General features: G+C 46.5%; 17 protein-coding genes. All 17 read left to right on the top strand.

Features of this window, described 5'->3' with window-relative positions:
* Positions 1–97 precede the first annotated feature (97 nt).
* The gene (locus RH061_RS22085; RefSeq protein WP_311072903.1) at positions 98–958 is read left to right on the top strand and encodes a F0F1 ATP synthase subunit gamma; all 861 of its coding nucleotides are present in this window, start codon (positions 98–100) and stop codon (positions 956–958) included.
* 88 nt (positions 959–1,046) lie between these two features.
* Complete coding sequence (gene atpD / locus RH061_RS22080; RefSeq protein ID WP_167831110.1) at positions 1,047–2,459, top strand: F0F1 ATP synthase subunit beta; 1,413 nt, start codon at positions 1,047–1,049, stop codon at positions 2,457–2,459.
* A 22-nt stretch (positions 2,460–2,481) separates the two neighbouring features.
* Positions 2,482–2,889, top strand: coding sequence for a F0F1 ATP synthase subunit epsilon (locus tag RH061_RS22075; RefSeq protein WP_311072902.1), 408 nt, complete (start codon positions 2,482–2,484; stop codon positions 2,887–2,889).
* Between the two features lie 801 nt (positions 2,890–3,690).
* A complete protein-coding gene (locus RH061_RS22070; RefSeq protein ID WP_167831111.1) occupies positions 3,691–4,068 on the top strand; it encodes an NADH-quinone oxidoreductase subunit A in 378 nt (125 codons plus the stop codon).
* Positions 4,059–4,571: a NuoB/complex I 20 kDa subunit family protein gene (locus RH061_RS22065; RefSeq protein ID WP_023613587.1), complete on the top strand. Its 513-nt coding sequence runs from the start codon at positions 4,059–4,061 to the stop codon at positions 4,569–4,571. The genes RH061_RS22070 and RH061_RS22065 overlap by 10 nt, the downstream gene beginning before the upstream one ends.
* 3 nt (positions 4,572–4,574) lie before the next feature.
* Positions 4,575–5,963 (top strand): NADH-quinone oxidoreductase subunit C, encoded by a 1,389-nt coding sequence (locus RH061_RS22060; protein ID WP_311072901.1) that lies wholly within the window; start codon positions 4,575–4,577, stop codon positions 5,961–5,963.
* A gap of 3 nt (positions 5,964–5,966) precedes the next feature.
* Complete coding sequence (locus RH061_RS22055; RefSeq protein WP_226679123.1) at positions 5,967–7,067, top strand: NADH-quinone oxidoreductase subunit D; 1,101 nt, start codon at positions 5,967–5,969, stop codon at positions 7,065–7,067.
* Complete coding sequence (nuoH, locus tag RH061_RS22050) at positions 7,067–8,074, top strand: NADH-quinone oxidoreductase subunit NuoH (RefSeq protein WP_311072900.1); 1,008 nt, start codon at positions 7,067–7,069, stop codon at positions 8,072–8,074. Before RH061_RS22055 ends, nuoH begins: the two co-directional genes overlap by 1 nt.
* 43 nt (positions 8,075–8,117) lie before the next feature.
* Complete coding sequence (gene nuoI / locus RH061_RS22045) at positions 8,118–8,537, top strand: NADH-quinone oxidoreductase subunit NuoI (RefSeq protein WP_023613591.1); 420 nt, start codon at positions 8,118–8,120, stop codon at positions 8,535–8,537.
* Positions 8,534–9,058 carry an NADH-quinone oxidoreductase subunit J gene (locus RH061_RS22040; protein WP_311072899.1) on the top strand — a complete coding sequence of 175 codons (525 nt, stop codon included), beginning with the start codon at positions 8,534–8,536 and terminating at the stop codon, positions 9,056–9,058. Before nuoI ends, RH061_RS22040 begins: the two co-directional genes overlap by 4 nt.
* On the top strand, positions 9,055–9,369 hold the full coding sequence (nuoK, locus tag RH061_RS22035) for an NADH-quinone oxidoreductase subunit NuoK (protein ID WP_311072898.1): 315 nt from the start codon (positions 9,055–9,057) through the stop codon (positions 9,367–9,369). Before RH061_RS22040 ends, nuoK begins: the two co-directional genes overlap by 4 nt.
* Before the next feature lie 153 nt (positions 9,370–9,522).
* On the top strand, positions 9,523–11,385 hold the full coding sequence (gene nuoL, locus RH061_RS22030) for an NADH-quinone oxidoreductase subunit L (protein WP_311072897.1): 1,863 nt from the start codon (positions 9,523–9,525) through the stop codon (positions 11,383–11,385).
* Positions 11,385–12,905: an NADH-quinone oxidoreductase subunit M gene (locus RH061_RS22025; protein WP_311072896.1), complete on the top strand. Its 1,521-nt coding sequence runs from the start codon at positions 11,385–11,387 to the stop codon at positions 12,903–12,905. The genes nuoL and RH061_RS22025 overlap by 1 nt, the downstream gene beginning before the upstream one ends.
* 6 nt (positions 12,906–12,911) lie before the next feature.
* On the top strand, positions 12,912–14,432 hold the full coding sequence (gene nuoN / locus RH061_RS22020) for an NADH-quinone oxidoreductase subunit NuoN (RefSeq protein WP_311072895.1): 1,521 nt from the start codon (positions 12,912–12,914) through the stop codon (positions 14,430–14,432).
* Between the two features lie 225 nt (positions 14,433–14,657).
* Entirely contained in the window at positions 14,658–14,894 is a 237-nt protein-coding gene (locus RH061_RS22015; protein ID WP_311072894.1) for a DUF1146 family protein, read from the top strand.
* A gap of 310 nt (positions 14,895–15,204) precedes the next feature.
* The gene (locus tag RH061_RS22010) at positions 15,205–15,924 is read left to right on the top strand and encodes a YwmB family TATA-box binding protein (RefSeq protein WP_311072893.1); all 720 of its coding nucleotides are present in this window, start codon (positions 15,205–15,207) and stop codon (positions 15,922–15,924) included.
* Positions 15,925–15,956: 32 nt separating this feature from the next.
* On the top strand, positions 15,957–17,264 hold the full coding sequence (gene murA, locus RH061_RS22005) for a UDP-N-acetylglucosamine 1-carboxyvinyltransferase (RefSeq protein WP_311072892.1): 1,308 nt from the start codon (positions 15,957–15,959) through the stop codon (positions 17,262–17,264).
* Positions 17,265–17,530 lie beyond the last annotated feature (266 nt).

Raw genomic sequence — 17,530 nt, 5'->3', positions numbered from 1 at the left:
GAATAAGTAGCAGCGCCAGTATTCCTTTTTTAAAAGGGACCTGGCTCCTGCTTATACTTGGACTAACAATCTATGTAAAAGGGTGGTGAGAACCGAAATGGCATCTTTACGCGATATTAAAAACCGTATTACTTCGACTAAAAAGACGAGCCAGATTACCAAGGCAATGGAGATGGTATCCGCAGCTAAATGGAACCGTGGAGTAATGAACGCGAAAGCATTCGTTCCTTACATGGAGAAAATCCAGGAAGTGACTGCCTCAATCGCAATGGGCAGTAAGGATTCCAACCACCCAATGCTCAACAGCCGTCCAGTCAAGAAGACGGGATATCTAGTAATCACATCTGACCGTGGACTTGCAGGGGCATATAACAGTAACGTCCTTCGCCAGGTTTACCAGACGATCCAGCAACGCCATAAATCAAATGATGAGTTTGTGATTATCGCGATCGGGCGTGTCGGCCGTGACTTTTTCCAAAGCCGTGGCATGAACGTTGTCCTTGACATCGTCGGCATTGCAGACCAGCCGTCCTTCGCAGAAATCCAGGATATCGCCAGCAACACAGTTGGCATGTTCTCAGATGGATCATTTGATGAATTATATATTTACTACAGTCATTACGTCAGCGCGATCGCTCAAGAAGTAACTGAGAAGAAGCTGCTTCCGTTAACGGACATTGGCGCAGCTTCAACAAAGCTTACTTCTTATGAATTTGAGCCGAACGCTGAGGAGATCCTGGAAGTTCTCTTGCCTCAATACGCAGAAAGCTTGATCTACGGAGCACTGCTTGACAGTAAAGCAAGTGAACACGCTGCTCGTATGACAGCCATGAGAAACGCAACGGATAACGCGAAAGAGCTGATCAATTCCCTCAGCTTGAGCTACAACCGTGCGCGTCAGGCTGCTATTACCCAGGAAATCACCGAAATCGTCGGTGGAGCTGCAGCGCTCGAATAGATTTTTCATTTGAAAATCGGGGATGTGGCTTGATGCCGCATCCCATCATGATGTATATATTTCAACTAGTACGATAGGAGGGAACAAGATGAACAAAGGACGCGTTCTCCAGGTTATGGGTCCGGTTGTTGACGTTAAGTTTGAAAGCGGCAATCTTCCAGAGATCTATAACGCTTTGAAAATTGTAACCAGCGATGCGGATGTGAACATCGAACTAACTCTTGAAGTAGCCCTTCACTTAGGCGATGACACAGTTCGTACAATCGCGATGTCTTCCACAGACGGCCTTAAGCGTGGCGTGGAAGTATTAGATACAGGTGCTCCAATCTCCGTTCCGGTTGGGGACGTAACACTAGGACGTGTATTCAACGTATTGGGTGAGTCAATCGACCTTGACGCTCCAGTTGCTGCTGATGCACGCCGCGATTCAATCCACAGGGAAGCTCCAACATTCGAACAGCTTTCAACTGAGGTTGAAATCCTTGAAACAGGTATCAAGGTAGTTGACCTTCTTGCTCCATATATCAAGGGTGGTAAGATCGGATTGTTCGGTGGTGCCGGTGTAGGTAAAACCGTTCTTATCCAGGAATTGATCAACAACATCGCTCAAGAGCACAGCGGTATCTCCGTATTTGCAGGTGTTGGTGAGCGTACACGTGAAGGAAATGACCTTTACCACGAAATGACTGACTCCGGCGTTATCAAGCAAACAGCGATGGTATTCGGACAGATGAACGAGCCGCCAGGAGCACGTATGCGTGTTGCCCTGACTGGTTTGACAATGGCTGAATATTTCCGTGATGAGCAAGGACAGGACGTTCTTTTCTTCATGGATAACATCTTCCGTTTCACGCAAGCAGGTTCTGAGGTTTCTGCCCTACTTGGCCGTATGCCATCAGCGGTAGGTTACCAGCCGACTCTTGCAACTGAAATGGGTAAATTGCAGGAACGTATCACATCTACTAACGTAGGTTCTGTTACTTCCATCCAGGCGATCTATGTACCTGCCGATGACTACACTGACCCGGCTCCGGCTACAACTTTCGCTCACTTGGATGCAACAACGAACCTTGAGCGTAAGCTTTCTGAAATGGGTATCTACCCTGCGGTGGATCCACTTGCTTCGACTTCACGTGCATTGACACCTGAAATCGTTGGCGAAGACCACTATTCAGTAGCTCGTCGCGTACAGCAAACATTGCAGCGTTACAGAGAACTTCAGGATATCATCGCGATCCTTGGTATGGATGAGCTTTCTGACGAAGATAAGCTGACTGTACACCGCGCTCGCCGTATCCAGTTCTACTTGTCACAAAACTTCCACGTAGCAGAACAGTTCACAGGACAGAAAGGTTCTTACGTGCCAGTTAAAGAAACAGTTAAAGGATTCGCTGAAATCCTTGACGGCAAATATGACCACCTTCCAGAAGATGCATTCCGCCTAGTTGGCCGAATCGAAGAAGTTATCGAGAATGCAAAACGTATGGGTGTAGAGGTCTAATAACGGACCAGGAGGGTAAAAAATGAAGACGATTAAAGTCAGTGTTGTTACTCCCGATGGGCCGGTGTATGAATCAGATGTTGAAATGGTAAGCACAAAAGCTAGCACAGGCGAGCTTGGAATCTTGCCAGGCCACATTCCTATGGTTGCACCGCTACAAATTGGCGCTGTCCGTTTAAAAAATGGCAGCAAAAACGAGTTCATTGCAGTCAGCGGCGGCTTCCTCGAGGTCCGTCCTGAGCAGGTAACCATCCTTGCTCAATCTGCAGAACAATCATCTGAAATCGATCTTGAACGTGCACTTAAAGCAAAAGAACGCGCTGAACAGCGCCTGCGTGAAAGACAGCAGGAGAACGTCGACTTCAAGCGTGCAGAGCTTGCCCTGCAGCGTGCGATCAACCGTATTTCAGTTGCAGAACGCAGAATCTAAGATACTACAACACCCTCCGGCGATGCTGGGGGGTGTTTTTGATGTGCGTGGCATTGCGAATCTGCTGCCAGTAACCTTATAAATCTGGGTGCAGATTCCGTTTCGCCAATAAAGTAGTGAAAATCGCCAATAAAATCAAATTATCGCCAATAAAAAATTTTTTTCGCCAATAAAACGAAATTATCGCCAATAAAATTGTGAAAACCGCCAATAAAACTAAACACCAGCCAATTTACTCTCCAATTTTCAGTAGAATTTCTTAATTCACCCACAAATTTTCGCCAAATCAGAAGATTTCCTCCTTCCAATCAACCAGTTTGGAAGCAGAATTAGCAGAACTCTGCATTCGTTCCTCCTTCAGCCGCAAAAATCACCAAACAAATCGCCAAAAAAACAATTCAAAATCACTCTACCTAACAGATTCCCCAATGTTGACAAACGTCACTGACAACTTAAACCAAATTGGATTAAATATAGAATGTAACCGATTGTCTGCTACGTTTTACCTTTAAAAGCGCATGATCAGGAGGCTGCACCCTCCAAACCGGCAGGCGCCCGAAAAAGCCTGGGCAAAAGAGTAAGAATATATTGCCTTCCAAGCAACTAAGTATGAAAGGGGAGCCGTCTTTTTTCCAGTCCAAATCACCTCAATTCAGAAACTATTTCTCTATTGAAAAGGGCATGGAAGAAGGTTGCCAGATTGTTCAAAGGCTTGTCGACACACTATTGTAACAATGGTATAATTGTTATCGGTTACAAGATTAAAAAGTATGAAAATTTCACAACATTGGAGGGATGGGCATGGAGCAGTTGAATCTATATCAAAATAACTATTTGATAGTCTTTGTGTTCCTATGTCTCGGGGTATTGCTTCCAATCGTAGCTTTGTTTGCGGCTAAGCTTCTGCGGCCGAAATACAAGCAGGACGAGCGGAAATATACCACCTACGAGAGCGGGATGGTACCGTTCAGTGATGCGCGGGTCCAGTTTAATGTCCGTTATTATGTTTTTGCTCTTATGTTCGTTATTTTTGATGTAGAAACAGCGTTTTTGTATCCATGGGCTGTCGCCTATGAGAAGCTGGGAATCTTCGCATTGATCGAGATGCTGATTTTCGTGGTGATGCTTCTGATTGGACTCATCTACGCATGGAAAAAGAAGGTGCTAAAATGGATTTAAAGTTGGATGATTTCTCACCTGAAGAAGTAGCAGAACTCCAAAGAAACGTATTCGTGACAACTCTTGAACAGGTTAAAGGCTGGGCAAGGAGCAACTCCATGTGGCCAATGACTTTCGGCCTTGCGTGCTGTGCAATCGAAATGATGGCATCGAGTTCGGCTCACTATGACCTGGACCGTTTCGGGACATTCTACCGAAACTCGCCTCGTCAGTCCGATGTCATGATTGTTTCAGGCACTGTTACGAAAAAAATGGCTCCGACTGTCCGCAGACTGTATGACCAATTGGCAGAACCTAAATGGGTTATCGCGATGGGATCATGCGCGACAGCAGGCGGTCCATATGTAAAATCATACTCAGTTGTAAAAGGTGTCGATCAGATTGTGCCGGTCGATGTTTACATACCGGGTTGCCCGCCGAATCCTGCAGCATTGATTTACGGGATTAATAAATTGAAAGAGAAAATCCGTTATGAGGCGAAAACCGGGAAGAAGGTGATCTAACCGATGAGCGGGGAAAAGGATTTAGAGCAGATAAAGAGAGAAGCAGCCCAAAAGGCGAAAGAGCTTGCGAAGCAGCGCCAGGCTGCTAAACAGGCAGGGGAAGGAAACGACCCGAAAGAGGTTGCCGACAAAGTCGCAGAACCTGAAGTGAAAGAAACAGACGCTAATGTTGAAGCATCAGCAGGTGACGATGCCGAGCTTGCGAAAAGGAAAGCCGCCGCAGCAGCGAAGGCGAAAGCAGCTGCACTGGCAAAAATGAAAGCAAGTGGCCAGGCTGAAGAAGCATCGGAAGCGAAAGAGGAAGTGTCAGCTCCGGTAGAGGGCCAAGACGCTGAATTAGCCAAGAAAAAAGCAGCCGCAGCGGCAAAAGCGAAAGCAGCCGCTCTTGCTAAAATGAAGGCATCTGGCCAGGCAGAGGAAAGCACTGACGAATCTGCAGCGCCTGAAGCTTCAGCCGGAGACGACGATGACCTCGCGAAAAAGAAAGCCGCAGCCGTAGCGAAAGCAAAGGCAGCAGCGGCAGCAAAAAGAAAAGCCCAAGAGGCAGCTGGAGGGGCAGATGCTCCAGCAGGCGATGATGATGATGATCTTGAGAAAAAGAAAGCCGCAGCCGTAGCGAAGGCAAAGGCAGCAGCGGCAGCAAAAAGGAAAGCTCAAGAGGCAGCTGGAGGAGCAGACGCTTCAGCCGGAGACGATGATGATCTTGCGAAAAAGAAAGCCGCAGCTGTAGCGAAAGCGAAGGCGGCCGCAGCAGCAAAAGCGAAAGCCGCAGCAGCCGGCGGTGGATCAGCTGACGACGAGAAAGCGAAAGCGATTGCCGCAGCCAAAGCAAAAGCCGCAGCTGCAGCAAAGGCTAAGTCAGCAGCTGGTGCAAAAACAGGAGCAGAAGAGCCTGTCGAAGAGAAAAAGCCATCTCCAAACCAGCCTTACTTAGATAAATACGTTAAAGCGATCACCGACAATCTAGGCGATGATATTTTGGAAGATTCGTATATTAATCCTCTTTCAAAAGATGTCCCGACGCTTGTCGCTAAGAGAGAATCATATTACCGATTGGCTGAATTCCTGAAGTACAACGAACTATTAGGGTTTGATTACCTATCAGAGATTCACGGAACAGACTTCCAGACACATATGGAAGTGTATGTTCACTTGTACTCATACAAAAACAGGCAGTCCGTTGCATTAAAGGTCAAGCTTGACCGCGACCAGCCGGTTATTGAGTCACTGGCGAACCTGTGGGCAGGTGCGAACTGGCCGGAATGTGAAGCGTATGACCTGCTTGGCATCAAATTTGAAGGCCATCCAAACCTCCATCGCATCATGCTTGGTGAAGACTGGGTAGGCCACCCATTAAGAAAAGACTATGAACCGTATGATGTGGAGGTGTAGCCCGTGATACGCACAGAAGAAATGCTCTTGAACGTGGGCCCGCAGCACCCTAGTACACACGGTGTATTCCGCCTCGTTCTGAAAATTGATGGTGAGATTATCGTTGAAGCGAAGCCGGTCATCGGTTATTTGCACCGCGGTACTGAAAAACTAGCCGAAGACCTGCAATACACACAGATCATTCCGTATACAGACCGGATGGACTACGTATCGGCAATGACGAATAACTATGTAATCGTCCATGCAGTCGAAACGATGATGGGCTTACAGGTACCTGAACGCGCCGAGTATCTAAGGGTACTGGCGATGGAATTGAACAGGGTTGCCAGCCACCTGCTGTGGTGGGGCACATTCATCCTCGACTTCGGTGCGACAAGCCCATTGCTTTACGCATTCCGTGACCGTGAGATGATCCTCAACCTGCTGAATGAATTGTCTGGTGCTCGTCTGACGTTCAACTACATGCGTGTAGGCGGCGTCAAATGGGATGCTCCGGAAGGCTGGATTGAAAAGGTCGCTGAATTCGTCCCTTATCTAAGAGGACAGTTAAAAGGCTACCACCAGCTGGTATCAGGAAACGAGATCTTCCTCAACCGTACAAAGAACATCGGTACATATACAAAGGAAGATGCAATCAATTACTCATTAAGCGGACCGAACCTGCGCTCAACAGGCGTCAAATGGGATCTGCGCAAGGATGAGCCGTATTCAATCTATGACCGCTTCGATTTTGACGTTGTCACTCGCGATGAAGGCGACGCGCTTGCCCGTTACCATGTAAGGATGGGTGAAATCGAAGAGTCACTGAAAATCATCGAACAGGCTGTGCAGCAATTCCCGAAAGACGGAGAAATCATAGCCAAGGTTCCAAAAATCATCAAGGCTCCAAAAGGGGAAGCGTTTGTCCGGATCGAGGGCTCACGTGGCGAAATCGGCTGCTATATTTCCAGCGATGGCAAAAAAGAGCCGTACCGTCTCAAGTTCAGACGACCGAGCTTCTATAATCTGCAAATCCTCCCTAAACTGCTCGAAGGTGAAAGCATCTCAAATCTGATTGCAATTTTAGGAGCGGTTGATATCGTTCTTGGGGAGGTAGACGGATAATGGTTCAGGAGCTACTCGAATCAAGCGCAGGCCTTATGAATTTCAGCATCTTCTTCGTCCTGGCCGTCGTCCTGTTGTTCGTAATCCTTGGATTCGTAACGATGGCGATTCTGGCAGAGCGGAAAGTGCTTGGTTTCATGCAGGGCCGTTATGGTCCATCCCATGTCGGCGGTAAATGGGGGCTGTTGCAATCCGTTGCCGACGTTGTAAAGCTACTAGTAAAGGAAGACTTAATACCAAAAGCAGCAGATAAGCCGCTGTTCATTATCGCACCGGTCATCGCGTTCGCGCCGTCCTTCATGGTCATGGCGACGATTCCTTTGACTGACGAACTGCAGTTTGCTGACTTGAATGTTGGTTTCCTGTATTATATCGCTATTTCAGGTCTGACAATTGTCGGTATGCTGATGGCAGGATGGGCTTCCAACAATAAGTACTCATTGCTTGGCGGTATGCGTGCCGCGGCCCAGATGATTTCCTACGAAATCCCGCTGGTCATGAGCGTACTTGGAATCGTCCTGCTGACAGGCAGCCTCAATCTTAATGAAATTGTTGCAGCACAAGGTGACAATGGCTGGTTCATTCTGTGGCAGCCAATCGCGTTCATCGTGTTCTTCATCGCAGCTACTGCTGAGTTGAACAGGGTTCCGTTTGACCTTGCTGAAGCGGAAAACGAGCTTGTAGCCGGTTTCCACACAGAGTACTCAGGCTTCCGCTGGGCGATGTTCATGCTTGCTGAATATGTGTATATGTTCGCAATGTCTGCGTTGATCACTGTATTATTCCTTGGAGGCTGGCTTCCGCTGCCGTTCCTTGGCTTCATCCCAGGAGCTGTATGGTTCGCGCTCAAGTTCAGCTTGGTGGTCTATATCCTCATCTGGTTCCGTGCTACGTTCCCGCGTATCCGCGCCGACCAATTGATGGAGTTCGCATGGAAAGTGCTTCTGCCGGTAGCGCTTGCAAACATCTTCCTTACTGCTTTGATTAAAGAATTTTTTCTAAAATAAGAACGGAAGCACCATTGCTTCCTGCATTAAAGGGGTGAATTACGTGCTAGGATGGACTAAAGGATTAGCTTATACCCTTAAACAATTGACTCGCGAAAAGCTGACTTACGATTATCCAAACGAACCGATTCCGCTTCCTGACAGATTCCGCGGAATCCAGAAGTTTTATCCTGAAAAATGCATCGTCTGCAACCAGTGTGCCAATATTTGTCCGACAGATTGCATTAATTTGACTGGTAAAAAGCATCCTGATCCAACGAAAAAAGGCAAAATCATTGATACGTATGATATCAACTTCGAACTTTGCATCCTCTGTGACCTGTGCACAGAAGTTTGCCCGACTGAAGCGATCATCATGACGAACAACTTTGAGCTTGCTGAATACAGCCGGGATGATTTATTCAAGAACCTGGAATGGCTTGACGAAAATGATGAGAATATACGGAAGGTGAATAAAGCATGACGTTAACAGGCGAATTCTTTGCGTTTATGTCACTTGCTTTAGTGGCGGTAATCGGCGGCGTGCTTTTATTGAACCTTACCAAGGTAATCCACATGGTCGTAGCGCTCGTCTTTACATTCGTCAGTATTGCAGGTATTTATGTGCTCTTGTCCGCTGAATTCCTGGCGGTCATCCAAGTCATGATCTATTCCGGCGCCATCACGATCATGATGCTGTTCGGGATCATGCTTACCCGCCACCATGGTGATGAAGCAGAACCAAAGGGCGGAATCCTTCGCAAGCTTGCACTGCTGCTAGGCGTAATTGGCTTTGGAGCAGCTGTGTATTTTGGAATTTACGATTTGAATTTCGAAGCAGTACCAAATACACTGCATGAAAATAACACAGAACAAATCGGGGTATCATTGTTCTCGCATTACATCATCCCGTTTGAGCTGACATCCGTGATCCTGCTTGCTGCGCTTGTCGGCGCAATCGTGCTTGCGCGCAGGGATGACGATAAGGAGGGTGATCAGGAATGAGTTCTGTTCCGGTTTCAGCCTATCTGGCGCTCGCACTTATTCTTTTCTGCATCGGACTTTATGGTGCGCTGACAAAGAAGAACACAGTCATTGTGTTGATTTCCATCGAATTGATGCTGAATGCGGTCAATATCAATCTGGTAACCTTCAGTAAATACGGAGTCAACCCTTCGATTACTGGCCAGGTTTTCGCGCTGTTCTCGATTGCGGTGGCAGCAGCTGAAGTAGCGGTAGGACTGGCGATCCTGATTTCGCTTTACCGCAACCGCAGGACAGTCAATATCGATGAAATGGATCAATTGAAAAATTAGATTCATAGACCATTTGAATTTTTCAAAGGCGGCATTTGCCGTTAAAACCAGAAGATTTCTTGTAGCTGGACTGCCCCGTGAAAGACGGGCCTCAATCTGACGGGCGTATATATGATAGATAGCGCGCGTTCAAAAAAGGGGATTGTGATATTAATGGAGAATGCTTGGCTCATTCCGCTGTTCCCGCTTGTATCCTTTCTATTCCTGCTGCTGTTCGGTAAAAAGCTTAAAGAAGCGAGCGCATTCGTTGGGATTCTTGCGACGCTTGCCTCTCTTGTATACTCCATCCTTGTGCTGATCGAGCGCTTATCGGAGTCTACATTCAAAGCTGAAGCCGTGTGGCTGACAATCGGGAATCTGGAACTTACTGCGGGCTTTGAAGTAAATCAATTAAACGCATTGATGCTGGTGATCGTGTCTCTTGTCAGCTTCCTTGTGCATACCTATTCAAAAGGGTATATGCATGGTGATGAGCGCTTCCCGGTTTTCTATGCTTATCTAGGACTATTTACTTTTGCAATGCTTGGTCTTGTAATCTCGCCGAATCTTTTGCAGACCTATATTTTCTGGGAATTGGTCGGTGTAGGTTCATTCCTGTTGATTGGATTCTATTTTTACAAAGAAAGCGCCAAAGCGGCTGCAAAGAAAGCCTTCATCATGACACGTATCGGGGATGTCGGGCTGCTGATCGGGATGATTCTCTTATTCTGGCAGACTGGCAGCTTCGAATATGATGAAATTTTCGCCGCAGTAGAAGAAGGCGCGATTTCAGGTACGATGATTACCCTTACTGCAATCCTGATCTTCATCGGTGCAGTTGGTAAATCAGGTCAGTTCCCGCTTCATACATGGCTTCCAGACGCGATGGAAGGCCCGACGCCAGTTTCTGCGTTAATCCACGCAGCGACGATGGTAGCGGCCGGTGTTTACTTGGTCGCATCGCTGTTCCCGCTATTCAATGCGAGTGAAACGGCTATGCTGACTGTTGCGATCATCGGTGCCTTCACAGCGATTTTTGCGGCAACAATCGGTCTTGTCCAGACTGACATCAAGCGTGTTCTTGCATTCTCGACTGTCAGCCAGCTTGGCTATATGATGCTTGCATTAGGATCTGCCGGTTATGTTGCTGGAGTATTCCACTTAATGACTCATGCTTTCTTTAAAGCATTGTTATTCCTTGCAGCAGGCAGCGTCATCCATGCTGTACATACTCAGGATATTGAAAAAATGGGCGGGCTTTGGAAAAAGCTTACCTTCACTGGACCTCTGTTCCTGATCGGAACACTGGCAATCAGTGGTGTCCCATTGTTCTCAGGCTTTTTCAGTAAAGATGAAATTTTGATCGCTGCATGGGCACATGGCAATTACACTTTGTTCTGGCTGGCAGTGATCGCAGCGTTCTTCACAGCATTCTACATGTTCCGCCTGTTCTTCATGGTCTTCTCCGGTGAAGCACGAAGCGAAATGAAGAATGTCCATGAATCGCCATCCGTCATGACCCTGCCGATGGTTGTGCTTGCTGTACTGGCAGTCGTTGCTGGTTATGTGAACACACCTTGGTTCGGCGCATTCCTTGGCGACTGGCTTGTTGAAGGAAACGAAGCACTTGGCCACGGTCATATCGAAGGCCCAGGCTGGATCATGATTGTCGCGACAGCTGTATCTTTGCTCGGCATCCTGCTTGCATGGATGATGTACAGCAAGAAATCAGTATCCCGCGACTGGCTATCCAGCAGAGCGCCAATCGCTTATGGCATCGTGAAAAACAAGTACTATATCGATGAAATTTACAATCAAAGCATCGTGTTTGCTGCGAAGGGAATCAGCTTGTTCCTGCGCTTCATCGAGGTCTTCCTTGTTGAGGGACTCGTCAAGCTGACAACAGCAGCTGTCCAGGGACTTGGTAAAACAGGTGCGAAAATCCAGAACGGCCAGGTACAGACATACGGCACGATCGCCTTTGTCGGCCTTGCAGTCCTGATTGTCATCTATGCGTTAACAGGGGGGTATTTATAATGGATTTCAACTATTTTCTTACCTTACTGGTATTCTCCCCTTTACTAGGAATCCTGCTTTTGGCCTTCATGCCAAAGGCGAATGAATCAGGCATCAAAATGCTTGGCGTACTGGCAACACTGCCGTCATTGATCCTTGCATTGATTGCATACTTTTCGTATCGCGGCGGCAATGATCTCGCCAATTTTTCGGAAAAATTCCGCTGGATCCAATTCGGCGGCCAGGGTGCCGAGCAACAGGGCATCTTCACAGTGAACTACGAACTTGGCATTGATGGTTTCGGTTTGGTCATGGTTGTTCTCACAGCGGTGATCGCGACGCTTGCGGCAGTCGCTTCCTTCCATATCAAAAAAGAATGGAAAGGCTACTATATGCTGTTCTTGCTTCTCGAAATCGGGATGCTTGGAGTATTCACATCACAAAACTTGATCCTGTTCTTCCTTTTCTTCGAAATCACATTGATTCCAATGTTCTTCCTGATTGGAAAATGGGGTTATTACGACAAAGAAAAGGCTGCCTACAGCTTCTTGATTTATAACGGACTTGGATCGGCCATCCTGCTGATCGTCATCATGGTGCTGTTCTCAAGAACTGGCACATCCAATATCGAAATGCTGTCAGTCATGATGAACGCAGAAAACGCGCCTTTATTTGCGCCCGTATCTGAGTCATTGAAAATGGGCTTATTGATTGCCTTGCTAGTGGCTTTCGGTGTAAAGCTGCCAATCTTTCCGCTGCACAGCTGGATGCTCCGCGTCCACGTTGAAGCACCGCCATCCATCGTCATGATCCACTCAGGGATCTTGCTGAAGATCGGCGCATTCGGTCTGATTCGCTTCGGGATGGGGATTTTCCCTGAACAATTCGCAGAATTAGCCGTACTGCTCGCAGTACTGGGTGTCATTAACCTGCTTTACGGAGCGTTCCTTGCTTTTATCCAGACAGATTTCAAAATGGTCCTTGCTTACTCTTCTATTTCCCATATGGGGATCGTTTTAATCGGACTTGGAGCATTAAATGAAGCAGGAATTCAAGGTGCTATTTTCCAGGTCGTATCACACGGCTTGATTTCAGCTCTATTGTTCTTCCTTGTTGGAGTTCTTTATGAGCGCACGCATACGACAACACTTGCGAACCTTGGCGGCATGGCAAAAGGAATGCCGCTTGCATCAGGCTTCCTGCTTGCAGGCGCGATGGCATCACTTGGACTGCCTGGCATGTCCGGATTCGTAAGCGAATTCATGGCCTTCCTTGGACTATTCGAGGAAATGCCGATCCTTGCTGCGGTCGGTACAATCGGCATCATCATGACAGCAGTTTACCTGCTGCGTGCAGTCCTCGCCATCACATATGGCAAGGCAGAGCGCGAATTCGTTGGAATTTCAGACATCCGTTCATTTGAATGGGCTCCAGTTTTGGTGCTCATCGGCTTGATCGTTCTGATCGGTGTATATCCAGCTGTTCTTAGTGAACCGCTTCAGGCAACTTTAGAGACTATCTTGATGGGAATAGGGGGGTGATGAAGGATGGATCTAGATACACTTCTATCATTTGATTGGGGGACGATGACTCCGGAATTCATCATCCTTGGTGTCATTGCAATTTTATCAGTCGCTGATTTATTCATGCCAAAGCATGTTGACCGGAAAGTCCTTGGCTGGGCTGGTTTCGCTGGTATCGTACTGGCGCTGGTTTCGCTGGTATCGCTGATTGGTACTGAAACAACATCCATTTTATACGATACATTCAGATTGGATTCGTTTGCGATTGCATTCAAGCTGATCCTTCTACTTGGAGCGGCACTTGTCATGCTATTGGCAATCGATTACAGGACGAATGACGGACTTGAGGAATACAAGGGAGAATTTTTCTATCTGTTCCTGACGGCATTGCTTGGTACGATGTTCATGGCATCAAGCGGCGATTTGATTACCTTGTTTGTCGGACTTGAATTGCTGTCCATTCCGTCCTATGTCCTTGCAGGGATGCGAAAGCGCAACCTGAAATCGAATGAATCAGCTATGAAATACGTCATAAACGGCGGAATTTCTTCGGCAATTACATTGTTCGGTATGAGCTATGTGTACGGAATCGCCGGATCAACAAACTTAAGAGAAATCGCTCAAGTCTTTGGTGGTCTGAGTGACCCTCAGCATATCTACATTCTTGGACTGGCATTCTTCATGATTTTCGTCGGATTGTCATTCAAGCTCGCATCGGCGCCATTCCATATGTGGGCACCGGATGTATACGAAGGAGCTCCGACTCCGGTGACTGCGTTCCTGAGCGTCGTCTCAAAAACAGCTGGATTCGTGATCATCCTTCGAATCCTGTTATCGATTTTTGGATACATTCCTGTCGCACAAGAAGATGGGCAGCCAATTCCATTGCTGTTCGCAGTCCAGGATTACATTGCATTCCTGGCGGGAGCAACGATGATCATTGGTAACGTCATCGCCTTGAGACAGCGCAACATCAAGCGCATGTTCGCCTACTCAAGTATCGCGCATGCGGGTTACATCCTTGTCGCATTGACTGCCATGTCTTTCGTGACATTCGATGCAATCTGGTTCTACATGCTCGCATACGTGTTGATGAACCTTGGTGCATTCGCTGTGATCCAAGTGATCACAATGAAAACTGGCTCAGAAGATATCAGCCACTTCGCCGGCCTCTACCGCCGCTCACCGCTGCTCGCAGTGGGAATGGGAATCTTCATCCTGTCACTCGCAGGAATCCCGGGTACAGCAGGTTTCATCGGTAAGCTGAACATCTTCATGGGCGCATTGATGGTCGACCAGGCACACTACGTCCTAGTATCGATCATGATTGCAACAACAGTCGTATCCTATTTCTACTACTTCGGAATCATGACGCAAATGTTCTTCCGCCCGGCAGCAAGCGACGAAAAAATCCAGCTGCCAGCAGGAACAATTGCCGTCATCCTGATTACAGTAGTCGGAACAATCCTGTTCGGAGTCTTGCCAAACCTGGCAATCGACTTCATGCATAGTAACTTCAATCAGTTTGTGGATTTTATGAGGTAAACGCTTTTTAGTAACAAAAAGCACTAACATGTTTGGGTTTTGGGGAAAATCTATTCATGGAAACAAAGGGGTAAATTCAGCTGGTCTGCAATCATTGCAGGCCAGTTTTTTTACTGTATAGAGAATTACTAAGATCACATGAAACTTTCGAGCTTCTGAAACGTCTAAAATAACAGGTAATCATCTATTTTATGTTAAAATAGACATGGTAAGGGGGGACCGTTTATGATTACAGGTTTTGGCGGCTTTGCGCTGACCAGCATTCTGACACATCTTGTTTTTATCGCCATTTCTTGGTGGGCTCTGCAAGCACTCCAATTCGATAAAATGCTTAGGGCAAACCATGTACTTCAGGCCCGTGTCTTATATATTCTTGCTTCCATCGCACTGGGATCCACAGTAAGTAATTTCTTCCTAGATTACCTCCAATGGTCACAGCAGCTTCCGATGATTTTTCAGTAAGGTTCTTTTTTTTCGTAAACTTTGTGACTTCTCAATCAAAAATAGCTTAGTAACAACCTTTTAGCCCATCTGCTGTTAGTTCTAAACAAATTGGTAAAAAATTAGGTCTTCATACATGTTTCCAAAACGCGAAAACTTGAGTATTATTGTTTTTGTGCTTGTTTTTTGCAAAGGCATGTTTATTTTTTCACAAACAAATGAACACCCGGTTAAGTTGGTACATAGAATGATGTCAAAAAGTGACGAGAATTCCCAAGTATGCGATTTGCTCTCCTGGTAAGAATGGTAATAAGGGGAGAGTGAGAGACATATGAAAAAGATTCCATTTATTTTATCAATTTTTGGCATTATTGGTTTTATTGTGTTCCAAGCTGGGAATAAGACGACTGTAGCTGACGCTGATCATGAAATCAAAACTCTGGCCTCAGTTTTGCAGGACGAAAATATTTTGATCACGGGTTGGTCTTTATATGCAAGGGAAACGTTGGAAGACGAAAGTGTCGAAGGTTTGGTAAAAGAATTGAAGGTCCAGCTTCCGAGTTGGACATGGAAGCACCGAGATGGAGAACTTACAGCTGTTTCGAATTCTTCTGAGATTCAGGAAAAAATTAAAATTGTTTCGACGGACACAAATGGGCTGATACATACGTATGTGATGTATGAGGTCAGAGGTCACTACTGGAATAAAAATACAGAAAGATTTTTAAACAAAAATTTACCAGGCAGAATATTTGACATTTTTCGCGGAAATGCCACAACTTTCTCTTGTATTGAAGGCGAGTTCAGTGATAAGATAAAATCGGCTTTACCTGTTTATAAAACTAAATTGCTAAAGGCTTTTCAAGCTGAGGAAGTCGAAGGAGTAGAAGAGGAATCATTTATATCTACATCCGCTGTTTCGCCTTTGTTCGACAAATCCTTGAGCAATGACCATGAGATGAATATGCAGCTTGGATTACGGAAAACTGATCGATTGGGCGCAAAGACTACCCTTGTAGTTGGCACACCCATCATAACGATTGAATATTAATATAGAGAAATTGGACGCGGAGGGGAATACACTTGGAAAAAATCATCGTCCGCGGCGGACAAAGGCTAAGCGGTTCTGTAAAGGTTGAAGGAGCTAAGAATGCCGTCTTGCCTGTTATCGCTGCAACATTATTAGCAAGTGACGGAAAAAGCGTAATTCGTGATGTGCCAACTCTCTCCGATGTATATACCATCAACGAAGTATTACGTTCTTTAAACGCCGTAGTGGAGTTTGAAAATAACACAATTACAGTAGATGCATCCAGAGAGTTAAAAATAGAAGCACCTTTTGAGTATGTTCGTAAAATGCGTGCTTCTGTATTAGTAATGGGATCCCTGCTTGCCAGGAATGGCCGTGCTCGCGTAGCATTGCCAGGCGGCTGCGCAATCGGTTCCCGTCCTATCGACCAGCACCTTAAAGGCTTTGAAGCGATGGGTGCGACAGTCAAGGTAGGCAACGGTTTTATTGAAGCCGAAGCAGTCAATGGTCTGCATGGAGCTAAAATATACCTTGATTTCCCTAGCGTTGGCGCTACGGAAAACATCATGATGGCGGCTGTCCTTGCAAAAGGCACAACCATCATCGAAAACGTCGCAAAAGAACCAGAAATCGTCGACCTTGCCAACTTCCTGAACAAAATGGGAGCGAAGGTAAGAGGCGCTGGCACTGGCACAATCAAGATCGAGGGTGTGGAAGTACTGTTCGGTGCTGACCACAACATCATTCCTGACCGTATCGAAGCAGGAACCTTCATGGTTGCGTCTGCCATCACTGGCGGCAACGTCCTTGTAAAAGGCGCTGTTCCGGAACACCTTTCTTCATTGGTTGCCAAGATGGAAGAAATGGGCGTTACGATCATTGAAGAAGAAGAGGGCCTTCGTGTCATCGGGCCTGAAAAATTGAAAGCAGTCGACATCAAGACAATGCCGCACCCTGGCTTCCCAACAGATATGCAATCTCAAATGATGGCATTGCTATTGCGTGCTCAGGGAACAAGCATGATCACAGAAACTGTTTTCGAAAACCGCTTCATGCACGTAGAAGAATTCCGCCGCATGAATGCAAACATCAAAATCGACGGACGTTCTGTCATCATGAATGGACCATCCAACCTTCAGGGAGCAGAAGTGGCAGCAACTGACCTGCGTGCCGCAGCATCACTGATCCTGACTGGTCTTGTAGCAGATGGCGTAACTCGCGTGACAGAGCTTTACCACCTGGATCGCGGCTATGTGAACTTCCACAATAAGCTTGCAGCACTTGGTGCAGACATCGAACGCATCAGCGAAGTAGAAGAACAGCCAGTAACAGATCAATTAGTCTCAGACATGAACGCGTAAGATAATTAGTCTCAGACATGAACGATAAAGAATACTACTCAATGAACCGGAGAATTGTGCTTTAATGTATAGTTCTGCGGTTTTTTGATTTATTATCAGGTATATTTTAATCTTAATCTGTTGATTGAAATAGTAATCAACATCTATTTTAAAAATATCTGTCCAATTTCAACCGACTTATTATGTACGTTTTAAAAGAAAATATACAAATGCTGAGCTTTTTTGAAAACTGTCATAAAAGCTTGTCTGCCTCCATATGAATGGAA

The sequence above is a fragment of the Mesobacillus jeotgali genome, from assembly GCF_031759225.1.
Lineage (GTDB): Bacteria > Bacillota > Bacilli > Bacillales > Cytobacillaceae > Mesobacillus > Mesobacillus jeotgali_B.
This window is presented reverse-complemented; position numbering and strand designations above follow the sequence as displayed.

Bases quoted from the DNA above. Each gene is read 5' to 3' on its own strand.
- nuoL (WP_311072897.1), top strand. From the start codon at position 9,523: ATGGAGAATGCTTGGCTCATTCCGCTGTTCCCGCTTGTATCCTTTCTA.
- RH061_RS22085 (WP_311072903.1), top strand. From the start codon at position 98: ATGGCATCTTTACGCGATATTAAAAACCGTATTACTTCGACTAAAAAG.
- RH061_RS22040 (WP_311072899.1), top strand. From the start codon at position 8,534: ATGACGTTAACAGGCGAATTCTTTGCGTTTATGTCACTTGCTTTAGTG.
- nuoH (WP_311072900.1), top strand. From the start codon at position 7,067: ATGGTTCAGGAGCTACTCGAATCAAGCGCAGGCCTTATGAATTTCAGC.
- RH061_RS22060 (WP_311072901.1), top strand. From the start codon at position 4,575: ATGAGCGGGGAAAAGGATTTAGAGCAGATAAAGAGAGAAGCAGCCCAA.
- RH061_RS22070 (WP_167831111.1), top strand. From the start codon at position 3,691: ATGGAGCAGTTGAATCTATATCAAAATAACTATTTGATAGTCTTTGTG.
- RH061_RS22065 (WP_023613587.1), top strand. From the start codon at position 4,059: ATGGATTTAAAGTTGGATGATTTCTCACCTGAAGAAGTAGCAGAACTC.
- RH061_RS22025 (WP_311072896.1), top strand. From the start codon at position 11,385: ATGGATTTCAACTATTTTCTTACCTTACTGGTATTCTCCCCTTTACTA.
- nuoK (WP_311072898.1), top strand. From the start codon at position 9,055: ATGAGTTCTGTTCCGGTTTCAGCCTATCTGGCGCTCGCACTTATTCTT.
- nuoN (WP_311072895.1), top strand. From the start codon at position 12,912: ATGGATCTAGATACACTTCTATCATTTGATTGGGGGACGATGACTCCG.
- atpD (WP_167831110.1), top strand. From the start codon at position 1,047: ATGAACAAAGGACGCGTTCTCCAGGTTATGGGTCCGGTTGTTGACGTT.
- RH061_RS22010 (WP_311072893.1), top strand. From the start codon at position 15,205: ATGAAAAAGATTCCATTTATTTTATCAATTTTTGGCATTATTGGTTTT.
- RH061_RS22015 (WP_311072894.1), top strand. From the start codon at position 14,658: ATGATTACAGGTTTTGGCGGCTTTGCGCTGACCAGCATTCTGACACAT.
- RH061_RS22075 (WP_311072902.1), top strand. From the start codon at position 2,482: ATGAAGACGATTAAAGTCAGTGTTGTTACTCCCGATGGGCCGGTGTAT.